The organism is Blautia sp. HCP3S3_C12 (assembly GCF_052064155.1).
Classification (GTDB): domain Bacteria; phylum Bacillota; class Clostridia; order Lachnospirales; family Lachnospiraceae; genus Blautia_A.
This window is the reverse complement of sequence record NZ_JBQHWC010000011.1, coordinates 69,340-82,512: the sequence shown is the minus strand read 5'-3', so window position 1 is coordinate 82,512 and position 13,173 is coordinate 69,340. Positions and strand designations below refer to the sequence as shown.

The window sequence follows — 13,173 nt, the reverse complement described above, 5'->3', positions numbered from 1 at the left end:
ATCTCCTCATCCTTTCTGTTATTCTTCATTCGTATCACTCTGCCTAAAGTTCACAGCCGCCTGAATAAATCCTCTGAATAAAGGATGTGCATGATTGGGGCGGGATTTGAATTCCGGATGGGCCTGGGTTCCTACATAGAACGGATGCCCTGCGATCTCGATCATTTCTACAATATGGTTATCAGGGGAAGTTCCTACAATATTCATTCCCTTCTCCTGAAGTTCTTTACGGAATGCATTGTTTACTTCATAACGATGTCTGTGGCGCTCATGGATTTCTTTTTTGCCAAAGAGTTCATAGGATCTGGAATCTTCTGCAAGAATACATGGATAGCTTCCAAGTCTTAAGGTTCCACCAATATCTTCGATATCTTCCTGATCAGGCATTAATGCAATTACCGGGTGTTTGGTTTCCGGATTCAGTTCAATACTGTTTGCATCTTCGTATCCAAGTACATGACGGGCGAATTCTACAATTGCCATCTGCATTCCCAGACAGATTCCAAGATATGGAATCTTATGTACTCTTGCATACTGTGCTGCCAGGATCATTCCTTCTGTACCTCTGTTTCCGAAACCACCCGGAACCAGAATACCATCTACATTGTGAAGCTGCTGATCCAGATTCTTCTCTGTCAGTTCTTCGGAATCGATCCACTCAAGCTCTACTTTGGCTCTGCAGGAAATTCCGCCATGTTTCAGTGCCTCTACTACACTGAGATATGCGTCATGAAGTTGTGTATATTTTCCTACAATTGCGATTTTTACTGTTTTGTTCGGATTTCTCAGACTTTCTACCATTTCCTCCCAGTCACTTAAATCCGGTTTTCTGTTTTCCAATCTCAGGCTGGAAAGAACTACATCTGCAAGCTTCTCTCTTTCCATTGCAAGAGGGGCTTCATATAAATATTCCACATCCAGGTTCTGAAGCACATGTGATACAGGTACGTTGCAGAATAAAGCGATTTTTTCTTTAATGTCTTCTGTCAGTTCATGTTCACTTCTGCACACCAGTACATCCGGCTGGATTCCCATTCCCTGAAGTTCCTTTACGCTTGCCTGTGTAGGTTTTGTTTTCATTTCTTCGGATGCTTTCAGATAAGGAATCAAAGTCACATGAATAAGGATTGCATTGTCATGTCCCACATCATGCTGAAACTGACGGATTGCTTCCAGAAACGGCTGACTTTCAATATCACCAACGGTTCCTCCCACCTCGATAATGGCAATCTTATCTTCATCTGATGATTTGGCGCGATAGAAGCGTCCCTTAATTTCGTTTGTAATATGAGGGATTACCTGCACGGTACCTCCACCAAAATCTCCGTGACGTTCTTTCTGAAGAACAGACCAGTAAACCTTACCGGTTGTCACATTGGAATTTTTATCAAGACTTTCATCAATGAATCTCTCATAATGTCCCAGATCCAGATCAGTTTCTGTACCATCATCTGTTACAAAAACTTCTCCGTGCTGAATGGGATTCATAGTTCCCGGGTCAATATTAATGTAGGGATCAAACTTCTGCATGGTGACCTGATAGCCTCTTGCTTTAAGAAGACGTCCCAGAGATGCAGCAGTAATTCCCTTTCCAAGACCGGAAACAACGCCTCCTGTGACAAATACATACTTTACTGCCATTTGATTTCCTCCTCCATCATCCTTGGTTCTCTAAAACTGATAACATAAATTCTTTCCGGAAAATCTGGATTTCAATAATAAAAAACGCCAGGTACAGAAGCTCTGTAGGGACACTTTGCCCACAAGTTCTGTACCTGACGCCTTTGTCAGATTTATTTTTCTTATTCAAAACCATATTTCCGATTTTTATCTTAAAATATGCTATACTATAAAACAATTTTTTGTCTTTGTCAATATTGAAATACCTGATTCGGTTAAAAAAAGTCAGGAACAGACATACTGTTCCTGACTTTTATAGCTTCAGGCTACTGCAAACTTTTGAAGAGTACGCTCAAACTCCTTATTTTCTCCATGACAATCTACAGTCAAAACCTTTGTCAGATCCATACTTAAAATCCCAAGAATGGATTTCGCGTCAATGAGAAACCTATTATAATAAATATCAATATCAAAATCACATTTGGAAGCTGCCTTTACAAATTCCTGTACATCCTCCACTGCATTTAACTTAATCTTACTCTGTGTCATAATGATCACCCTTTCTGGATACTCTGTTCATACTTTTATCAGTGAACCTATCACCTTTCAATTGCACACATTATGTCCTACACATTTCGATTTGTCAAGATTTTTCACGATTTCCTGTTGACGTTTTTTCTATTTCATTTTGTATATTTTATACAATTATAGTGCCACGAATTTAGTCATTTTGTCTTTTCATGTTTTATATCTTCTCATATTGGCTTGACCATTTTACGGGAATCTCTTTATAATTATATGCATTTTCCCCAATTTTCATGATTCTTTATTTCCTGTATCCAATTAATGGATGTGCTGGTATATCCTTTCTTTCTCAAGAATCAGCATTTTACAATATCCATAAAATCAGCATCTTTATAGTCAGGAATATCCATTGGATACTTACCGTCAAAGCAAGCCTTGCAGAGAGGAAGTCCTCCTGCCATGCCTTTCAGATAATCTGTCTGCATATATCCAAGAGAATCCGCACCGATCATCTGACAGATTTCCTCTTCACTGTGGCTGGCAGCAATAAGCTGATCATTAGAAGGTACATCTGTGCCGAAATAACACGGGTGCAGAAATGGCGGGGAACTGATACGTACATGTACCTCTTTTGCCCCAGCCTCTTTTAACATATGGATCAGATTGGCAATCGTGGTACCTCTTACAATTGAATCATCTACCAGAACAATTCTTTTCCCCTTCACTACAGACTCCAGTACACTTAATTTCAGATGTACGCTGGATTCTCTTTCTTCCTGGGTAGGCTTGATAAAGGTTCGTCCAATGTAGCTGTTTTTATAAAATGCAAAGGCAAAGGGAATCCCTGATTCTTCTGAATATCCCTTTGCTGCCGGAAGACCGGATTCCGGAACACCTGTAACAATATCTGCTTCTACAGGATAAGACTTGGCAAGCGATTTACCACCCCGGATTCTGGCATCATAAACCTTTACTCCATCGATCGTACTGTCAAGGCGGGCAAAATAAATATACTCAAATACACAATGTGCCTTTTTTGTACCGGCAAGCTCCATATTGGATTTCAGTCCATCTTTTGTGATAGTAAGAATTTCACCTGGTTCAATATCACGGACAAACTCCGCACTCACTGAGGTCAGCGCACAGCTTTCAGAAGCAATCACATAAGCATTTCCTCTTTTTCCCAGGCATAAAGGCTTCAGGCCATAAGGATCTCGGACAGCGATAAGTTTTCTCGGGCTCATAACAACCAGTCCATAAGCGCCTTTGATCTTCCTGGCTGTTTTTAAAACAGCTTCTTCTACTGTTTTGGAATGTACACGTTCTCTTGCAATATGGAAAGCAATCACTTCTGAATCTGTAGTGGTATGGAAAATTGCACCATTCTGGATCAGTTCCCACTTCAGTTCCGGTGTATTGACCAGATTTCCATTATGAGCCAGCGCCAGAGTTCCCTTTACATAAGACAAAACCAGGGGCTGCGCATTTTCAGCAACAGAAGCTCCTGTTGTAGAATATCTTACATGACCAATTCCAATATCTCCTGAATATTTACGCACTACATCCTGGCGAAGCACCTCACTTACCAGTCCAAGATCCTTGTGAAATTTTACATTTCCTCTCTCTCCTCTGGTATCTGAAACCGCCAGTCCACATGATTCCTGTCCTCTGTGCTGCAGGGAAGTCAATCCATAATATATGGAGGGAACCACATTTCCTCCATCCAGATCATAAATGCCAAACACGCCACATTCTTCTTTTATTCCAGCCATCTGATCTCTCCTCCGATTTCTATCATATTTGTTTATTGTATTACTTTCCATTCAGCCATTGCCTTCCAAAATATGGTCCGCACTTTTGCTAAAAACTTGCATAGTAAATTATAATAACAGAATTAGATTTGTCAACTGTTCCTTTTTATTTTTATTGTCTATAATTTTTTCTGTTTTTTTATTTTTTTTATTTTTTAAAAAAAGTACTTGACATCTCTTTTTATATCGTTTATAGTACAGCACATAAAGCAAAGGCGCTTTGAACTGATGTAAATCAGATTCGAAGTGCCTTTTTCGTTTTATACAAAACTTTTCGTTTTATAGAAAATGTTATGCGAATGAGGGATTTTCTATGAGACGAAAAATTGATGAACCATAATTCGAAAGGAGAATACCTATATGGCACAGAATATCCCAGAACTGTATGGCAGCCTTGTATTCAACGACAAAGTAATGAGAAGCAAACTGCCAAAAGACATGTACAAAGCATTAAAAAAGACAATTGAGAACGGCACCCACCTTGAACTGGATGTTGCAAATTCTGTAGCTGTTGCCATGAAAGAATGGGCAACAGAAAACGGAGCAACACATTATACACACTGGTTTCAGCCAATGACAAACGTAACAGCAGAAAAACATGACAGCTTTATCTCTCCAACAGGCGATGGACAGGTAATCATGGATTTCTCCGGTAAGGAACTTGTAAAAGGTGAACCTGATGCTTCCAGTTTCCCATCCGGCGGACTGCGTGCCACCTTCGAGGCAAGAGGATATACTGCATGGGATCCAACTTCTCCTGCATTCATTAAAGACGGAACACTTTACATTCCTACAGCATTCTGCTCCTACAGTGGCGAAGCACTGGATAAAAAGACTCCTCTTCTCCGCTCCATGCAGACATTGGACAAAGAGGCTGTAAATCTTCTCCATATCATAGGAAACAAAACCGTTAAACATGTAAATACCACCGTTGGTCCGGAGCAGGAATACTTCCTGGTAGACAAAGAATTATATAAACAAAGAAAAGATCTGGTATTCTGTGGACGTACTTTGATCGGTGCCCCTGCTCCAAAAGGGCAGGAGATGGAAGATCACTATTTCGGAGCACTTAAGCCGCGAGTTGCAGCTTACATGCATGATCTGGACGTTGAGCTCTGGAAGCTGGGCATCCCGGCCAAAACTAAACACAATGAAGTAGCTCCTGCACAGCATGAATTAGCTCCTGTATTTGATACCACAAATGTTGCAGTTGACCACAACCAGCTTACAATGGAAATCATGAAGAAAGTTGCTGACAAGCATGGTCTGGTCTGCCTCCTTCATGAAAAACCATTTGACGGCATTAACGGAAGCGGAAAGCACAATAACTGGTCTATGGTCACAGATGATGGCATAAATATTCTGGATCCTGGCAAAACGCCGGGAGAAAACACACAGTTTCTGATTTTCCTTACTGCTGTGATCAAAGCAGTAGATGAATATGCAGATGTACTTCGTATTTCTGTTGCAAGTGCAGGAAATGATCACCGTCTGGGTGCCAACGAGGCTCCGCCTGCAGTTGTATCCGTCTTCCTTGGTGATGAACTTACAGAAGTATTAAAAGCAATTGAAAAAGATGAATATTTCGCAGGAAGCCGTGCTGTCCAGATGAACATCGGTGCCAAGGTTCTTCCGCACTTTATAAAAGATAACACAGACAGAAACCGTACTTCACCATTCGCATTTACCGGTAATAAATTTGAATTCCGTATGCTGGGATCTGAAGCTTCTGTTGCAAACCCAAATATCATCCTGAACACAGCCGTTGCTGAGGCTGTTCATCAGTTTGCTGAGGAATTAAAAGATGTTCCGGAAGACAAAATGGAAGAATCAATCCATGAACTGATCAAAAAGACCATTATTGCTCACAAACGTGTTATTTTTAATGGTAATGGTTATACAGATGAATGGATTGCTGAAGCTGAAAAACGGGGTCTCTTTAACCTGAAATCTACCCCGGATGCTCTTCCACAGTGGATTGCAGACAAAAATATCGAGCTCTTCACAAAATATGGCATTTTTACCAAAGAAGAAATTGAATCCCGTTATGAAATCTGGCTGGAAGCCTATTCCAAGATCGTTAATATCGAATCCAATACTATGGTTGAAATGGTACAGAAGGATTTCCTTCCATCTGTATTTGAATATATTGACAAGCTGGCGGCTACTGCTATTTCCAAAAAATCTGTTATTGCAGATATCAGTACTGATGCAGAAGGTAAACTGATTAAAGAACTCTCTGATCTTGCCGGTGATATCACCAAAGGTCTGGAAACCTTGAAAGCAGATACAGCAACAGCTCTTGCTATAGAGGATCCTCTTGCAAATGCAAAGGCATATCAGTCCATAGTACTTTCCGACATGGAAAGCTTAAGAAAATCTGTAGATACAGCTGAAACACTGATTCCGGATGCACTGCTTCCATATCCTACCTATGACAAGCTTCTGTTTTCCGTATAAATGATATGATTCTGAATGTTTATAGGATTGTTGGAGCTACAAATCAACGGAACAATCCGTAAATATTTAATACATTGGTAACAACAGGGGAATATCCCTTTATGAACTCTACTTCATAATTCATTATCGATTTCCTCATCCATTAATCACACGATATTTTGATATTCCCCTGTTTTACATATATTTATAACAAAAATTTTAAGTTCGCAAAAGCGCGACAGAACCCTTTTAGGGATTCTGCCGCGTTTTTCGATATAGAGGAAATTTATTCATGAATGAGGGAGGAGTAATATTATGGAATTTTCTTCAGTAAACACAATATGGGTGCTGGTCGGCGCCGCACTGGTCTTCTTTATGCAGGCCGGATTCGCAATGGTAGAAACAGGCTTCACACGAGCCAAAAACGCAGGTAACATTATTATGAAAAACCTGATGGACTTCTGTATCGGTACTCCGGTCTTCTGGCTGGTTGGTTTCGGTCTGATGTTTGGTGCAGGAAATGGATTTATCGGAAAGATCGGGGGGATTGCTTCTGAAGCACACTACGGTACAGGAATGCTTCCTGACGGAGTTCCTTTCTGGGCATTCTTAATCTTCCAGACAGTATTCTGTGCAACATCCGCAACAATTGTTTCCGGTGCAATGGCAGAACGTACCAAGTTCCTTTCCTATTGCGTCTACAGTCTTATGATCAGTCTTGTTGTATATCCGGTATCCGGACACTGGATCTGGGGTGGTGGATTTATCAGCCAGATGGGATTCCACGATTTCGCAGGTTCCTGTGCAGTACATATGGTAGGTGGTGTGGCAGCTCTGATCGGTGCCATCATCCTTGGACCTCGTATCGGTAAATATACAAAGGACGGCAAATCAAAAGCTATCCCGGGACACAACCTTACAGTTGGTGCTTTAGGTGTATTTATCCTCTGGTTCTGCTGGTTCGGATTTAACGGTGCTTCCACAGTAAGTATGGAAGGCGATGCAATCGTAAGTGCAGGTAAAATCTTCGTTACTACTAACCTTGCAGCAGCTGTTGCAACTGTAACTGTTATGATCATTACATGGGTACGTTACAAAAAGCCAGATGTTTCCATGTCTCTGAACGGTTCTCTTGCAGGACTTGTAGCAATTACAGCAGGATGTGATACAGTTTCTCCTACATCTGCAGCAATCATCGGTATTGCTTCCGGTTTCATCGTAGTATTTGGTATTGAATTTATTGACAAAGTCCTGAAAATCGATGACCCTGTTGGTGCTGTCGGTGTTCATGGTTTAAACGGTGCATTTGGTACTCTTGCAGTTGGTCTTTTCTCCGACGGTGCAGGTACAGGTTGGAAAGGTCTCTTCACAGGCGGTGGTATTCACGGTCTTGGTGTTCAGTTTACTGGTATGATCATTACAATCGCATGGGTTGTTGTTACTATGACAATTATCTTCCAGGTAATCAAGCATACAATCGGACTTCGTGTTTCAGCTGAAGAAGAAATCGCAGGTCTTGACTCCAAAGAACATGGTCTTGCAAGTGCTTATGACGGTTTCGCAATGGCAGGTGTTCCGACTCCTATGGGAACTTCCATAAAAGCTCCTGTTGTCACAGCCAGACCTTCTGCTCCTGCTGAATCAGTTCCTGAACTTCCGAAAGAAGGCGTTCACAAGCTTACAAAGGTTGTTATCATCACTCGTCAGAATAAACTTGATGAATTTATGCAGGCAATGAACGAGATCGGTGTTACAGGTATCACTATTACGAACGTTCTCGGATGCGGTGTACAGAAAGGTGCTCCATCCTACTATCGTGGTGTTGAAGTAGAAATGAATCTTCTTCCTAAGATCAAGATTGAGATTGTTGTCAGCCTGGTACCTGTAAAGAAAGTTATTGAAACTGCCAAAGCAGTCCTTCATACAGGTCAGATCGGTGATGGTAAAGTATTTGTATACGACATTGAAAATGTTGTTAAGATCCGTACAGGCGAAGAAGGTTATCTCGCTCTCCAGGATACAAAATAAAATACAAAATAAAATACAAAATAAATAAGCACTCAATAACTATCCTGCTATAAAGTCAAGAAGGAGTCCGGAATAAATCCGGGCTCCTTTTTATTTTTCACTCTCATTATGAGACAATCTGGGCAAATTCCAGCGATAATGTGCTGCCAGATACCGAATCAGTATGACTACAAAGCAGGCTACCATCATTGCTTCCACATTTCCCACAAAACGATTCATATACACACATACAACCGCTCCTACAATAGACGCACATGCATAAATATGCTTTACAAAAATATAAGGCGGTACTCCTGCCATCATGTCACGCATCAGGCCTCCCCCTACTCCTGTAATCGTTCCCAGAAACACCAGGAGAAACACATTATCCATATATCCACTGCGAATTCCCGTATTCACTCCCACTACTGTAAAAATTCCCAGACCGATAGAGTCCATCACCAGCATGACTCTGTCATAGGTAAGCCGCATATGCCCTTCCAAAAGCTGACGTTTCCAGTAAAAAGCCAGAAAAACCAGACAGGAAGTAATGGTAGCCACCAGGGCATATACCGGATTTATAAACACATTAGGCGGAATAATCCCCAGCACAATATCCCGGATCATCCCTCCGCCCACAGCTGTCACTACCCCCAGTACACTTACACCGAAAATGTCCATATTCCGTTCTACACCTACCATTGCCCCGGAAGCAGCAAAAGCAACCGTACCTGCCATTTCCATAAAAAAAGTTATAATACTCTGATAATCCATATTTACCTCTGACTTTTATATTTTAGTTCATAAATTATATCATTTTTTATAACTTATGTGAAGCAGGATCCTGCTTTTTCAGACCTCTTATTTTCTTCACAGACGCTCCCTTAAACAAAGTTCCGTCTACTGAAAAACGGTCAATCAACGTCGTCTTGGGATTCTCAATCAGATCGATCAGCTTCTCCGCAGCCATCCTGCCAATTGCCGCTGTGTCCTGACAAAGGGTGGTAAGCTTTGGCTCCAGAATTTTCGCAATATCAATTCCATCATAACCTGCAATAGAAATATCGTCAGGAATCCGCAGCCCTCTCTCTCGAATTTCATTAATTCCTCCAATGGCCGCATAATCATCCGGATAAATAATGCAGGTAGGAGGATCCGGAAGTTCCAGCAGTTCACCGGTTGTCCGTGCTGCACTGTCTGCATCTCTGTATGGGCTTTCTTTTACATATTCATCCGGAATCTGAACCCCCAGTCTCTGCACAGTTCTGTAAAAACTGGTGAGACGCATCCTGGTAACAGAGGTATTGTCACCGTGAATATAGGCAATCTTTCTGTGACCCTGCTCGTAGATATAGCTCACCAGCTCCTCCATACCCTGACTGTTGTTGGAAACCACTGCAATATTCCCGTCAAAAACATGATCAATCGTCACCACCGGAATCTCTGAGCGGATCAGTTCCTGCACTTCATCTGTATAAAAGTCAACACAGGCGATCACCACTCCGTCTACCCCTCTATAGCGACAATGTTCATAATAGCTTAACTTCTGTCCTGAGATTTTACCGCTGGTAAAGGTAATATCATAGCCTCTCTCCTCTGCTGTCCGTTTAAAGCTTTCAAGCACATGATTAAAATAATTATGGGTAAGTCCGCTGCGTGCTTCATCTACAAACATAACTCCAATATTGTAGCTTCTCTTTGTCTTTAATGTTCTGGCAGAGGAATTGGGCAGATATCCCATTTCCGAGGCAGTTTTCAGAATCAGTTTTCGCGTCTCTTCACTGATATCTGAATAACCGTTCAGCGCTTTGCTCACGCTTGCCACAGAAACATTACATTTTTTTGCAATTTCTTTCATGGAAACCATATTTACTCCTCAATCTGTCACTATGCACTCCGTGAACAGTAACTCCTTTCCTTCTAAAATTTTCGTAATCGTTTTCGTACTTTTATTTATATCTATTGTATAACTACTCACACAATTTTTCAAGATAACATTTTCCATTTTTGTGCAATATTTACTATTTTTGTATGATTACACAATTTCTCTATCCTATTTTTTCATTTTATCACAAATCAATTTCATCATTTTAACGAAAATTCGCCTATTATTTTGGACAGTTATTTTTCCTGAAAACAGTTGATTTTCATATTCTATTCCGCTATACTAAGGAAAAACAGCAGAATGTCTCACGATTCCATGTCGTTCCTTTCTGAACTTATTCGTTTTCGTGATTTAATTTTCTGTATTTTCAGCAAACATGTCATATCTCATCACAACAAATAGGAGGATTTTTTATGAAATTCGGTTATTTCGATGATCAGGCGAAAGAATATGTCATCACAACCCCTGACACACCCCTTCCATGGATCAACTATCTGGGAACTCAGGATTTCTTCTCCCTGATTTCCAATACCTGCGGAGGCTACAGCTTTTATAAGGATGCCAAGCTTCTACGCATCACACGCTACCGTTACAACAATATTCCGGTAGATTCCAACGGCAAATATTATTACATCCATGATGGCGAAGATATCTGGAATCCAGGTACAATGCCTTCCAAAACACCTGTGGATTCCTATGAATGTCATCACGGAATCGGATACAGCCGTTTTCTCTCTTCTAAAAACGGATTAAAGGCTGATCTTCTGGCTTTTGTACCGGTAAATACTTCCTGTGAGATCAATAAACTGACTCTTACCAATACCACTGACAAACCCAAGACTTTCTCTCTTTTTTCTTATGTAGAGTTCTGTCTCTGGAATGCAGTTGATGACAGCACAAACTTCCAGCGAAACTTAAGTATTGGTGAAGTTGAAATCGAAGGCAGCACAATTTATCACAAAACAGAGTACCGCGAACGCCGCAAACATTACAGCTTCTTCAGCGTAAACTGTCCGGTAGACGGATATGACACAAGCAGAGATGCTTTCCTGGGACATAATAACGGAAACGCTTTCCCTGATGCTGTAAAGAAAAACAAAGCAGGTAATTCTGTAGCCAGCGGCTGGTATCCTATTGCAAGCCATCAGATTAATCTTACACTTTCCGCCGGAGAATCCCGTGATCTGGTTTTCGTTCTTGGCTACAGTGAAAATCCTCAGGATCAGAAGTTCATTGCTCCTAATGTAATCCGCAAGGATGGGGCTCACAAAATCCTGGAACAGTTCCAGACAACACAGCAGGTTGATGCAGCATTTGCAGAGCTGAATGCTTACTGGTCCAAGCTGCTCTCCCGTTACCATGTAGAAAGTAAGGACGAAAATGTAAACCGTATGGCCAATATCTGGAATCAGTACCAGTGTATGGTAACTTTCAATATGTCCCGTTCTGCTTCCTATTACGAATCCGGCACAGGCCGCGGTATGGGATTCCGTGATTCCTGCCAGGATCTCCTGGGATTCGTACATCTGATCCCGGAACGTGCAAGAGAGCGTATTCTTGATATTGCAGCCACACAGTTTGAAGATGGAAGCGCTTACCATCAGTATCAGCCCCTTACCAAAAAGGGAAATCTTGATATCGGAAGCGGTTTCAACGATGATCCCCTTTGGCTGATTGCTGCAGTTTCCGCATATCTGAAGGAAACCGGTGATTTCTCTATTTTAAACGAAATCGTTGACTTTGACAACCAGAAAGAAAAAGCTGCCCCACTGTACGAGCACCTTCGCCGTTCTTTCGAATATACCAGCACTCACCTGGGACCACATAAGCTGCCTCTCATTGGACGCGCAGACTGGAACGATTGTCTGAACTTAAACTGCTTCTCCACAGAACCAGGAGAACCATTCCAGACAACCGGACCTTCCGAAGGACCAGTTGCTGAATCAGTCTTTATTGCAGGAATGTTTGTAAAATACGGTAAAGAATTTGCTCAGATCAGTCGTCATATAGGTGATACTACAGCTGCTGATAAAGCAGAAAAAGCTGTAGATGATATGTATCAGGCAGTTCTGGATGCAGGCTGGGATGGCGAATGGTTCCTCCGCGCATATGACGCGCAGTCCCAGAAGATTGGATCAAAGGAATGCAAAGAAGGACAGATTTTCATTGAGCCACAGGGCTTCTGCGTAATGGCAGGAATTGGCGTCAAAGAAGGACTTGCAGAAAAGGCTCTGGATTCTGTTAAAAAGCACCTGGATACCAAATACGGCATCATGATCCTGCAGCCGGCTTATACCCAGTATTATCTGAACCTTGGAGAAATTTCCTCCTATCCGCCGGGATATAAAGAAAATGCAGGTATCTTCTGCCACAATAATCCATGGGTATCCATTGCAGAAACAGTAATCGGCCGCGGCAACAGAGCCTTTGAAATTTATAAAAAGACCTGTCCTTCCTATATTGAAGACATCAGCGAAATCCATTGTACAGAACCTTATGTTTACTCCCAGATGGTAGCAGGTGCTGACGCAGTTTACCATGGTCAGGCTAAAAACAGCTGGCTCACAGGTACTGCAGCATGGACTTTCTGGAATCTTTCCCAGGCTATTCTGGGTGTACAGCCATCTTATGACGGATTATGCATTAATCCATGTATTCCGGAAGGCTTTGGAGATTTCACACTCACCAGAACTTTCAGAGATGCTGTTTATCATATTGATGTGAAAAACCCGGATAATGTACAGAAAGGGGTTAAGAAAATCAATGTGGACGGTAAAGAATACGAAAGCTGTCTGATTCCTTTTGAAGAAGGCAAAAAAGAATATCATGTAACTGTATACATGGGATAAAATTTTAAAACAGCCCTATCATTTTCTGTGATATGGC

Annotated in this window: 8 protein-coding genes; 3 read left to right on the top strand and 5 right to left on the bottom strand. The window is 41.5% G+C overall.

Annotation, left to right across the window (positions count from 1 at the left end):
• Positions 1–18: 18 nt before the first annotated feature.
• The 3 genes from ACTNDS_RS10220 to purF form a co-directional block, all read right to left on the bottom strand.
• The gene (locus tag ACTNDS_RS10220) at positions 19–1,641 is read right to left on the bottom strand and encodes a CTP synthase (protein ID WP_441035497.1); all 1,623 of its coding nucleotides are present in this window, start codon (positions 1,639–1,641) and stop codon (positions 19–21) included.
• A 300-nt stretch (positions 1,642–1,941) separates the two neighbouring features.
• Positions 1,942–2,169, bottom strand: coding sequence for an HPr family phosphocarrier protein (locus tag ACTNDS_RS10215; RefSeq protein WP_441035495.1), 228 nt, complete (start codon positions 2,167–2,169; stop codon positions 1,942–1,944).
• 332 nt (positions 2,170–2,501) lie between these two features.
• Positions 2,502–3,917, bottom strand: a complete 1,416-nt coding sequence (gene purF / locus ACTNDS_RS10210) for an amidophosphoribosyltransferase (RefSeq protein ID WP_303243486.1) — start codon at positions 3,915–3,917, stop codon at positions 2,502–2,504.
• Between the two features lie 399 nt (positions 3,918–4,316).
• On the opposite strand from purF, the gene ACTNDS_RS10205 reads away from it, so the two are divergent.
• Together ACTNDS_RS10205 and ACTNDS_RS10200 are read left to right on the top strand one after the other, a co-directional pair.
• Positions 4,317–6,416, top strand: coding sequence for a glutamine synthetase III family protein (locus ACTNDS_RS10205; protein WP_441035493.1), 2,100 nt, complete (start codon positions 4,317–4,319; stop codon positions 6,414–6,416).
• 294 nt (positions 6,417–6,710) lie between these two features.
• The gene (locus ACTNDS_RS10200; RefSeq protein WP_441035491.1) at positions 6,711–8,423 is read left to right on the top strand and encodes an ammonium transporter; all 1,713 of its coding nucleotides are present in this window, start codon (positions 6,711–6,713) and stop codon (positions 8,421–8,423) included.
• A gap of 90 nt (positions 8,424–8,513) precedes the next feature.
• Here ACTNDS_RS10200 and ACTNDS_RS10195 read toward each other — a convergent pair whose 3' ends face one another.
• Positions 8,514–9,176: a trimeric intracellular cation channel family protein gene (locus tag ACTNDS_RS10195; protein ID WP_441035490.1), complete on the bottom strand. Its 663-nt coding sequence runs from the start codon at positions 9,174–9,176 to the stop codon at positions 8,514–8,516.
• Positions 9,177–9,222: 46 nt separating this feature from the next.
• Complete coding sequence (locus ACTNDS_RS10190) at positions 9,223–10,269, bottom strand: LacI family DNA-binding transcriptional regulator (RefSeq protein WP_441035488.1); 1,047 nt, start codon at positions 10,267–10,269, stop codon at positions 9,223–9,225.
• Between the two features lie 431 nt (positions 10,270–10,700).
• Between ACTNDS_RS10190 and ACTNDS_RS10185 the strand changes: the two genes are divergently transcribed.
• Positions 10,701–13,136, top strand: a complete 2,436-nt coding sequence (locus tag ACTNDS_RS10185) for a GH36-type glycosyl hydrolase domain-containing protein (protein ID WP_441035486.1) — start codon at positions 10,701–10,703, stop codon at positions 13,134–13,136.
• Positions 13,137–13,173: the final 37 nt, after the last annotated feature.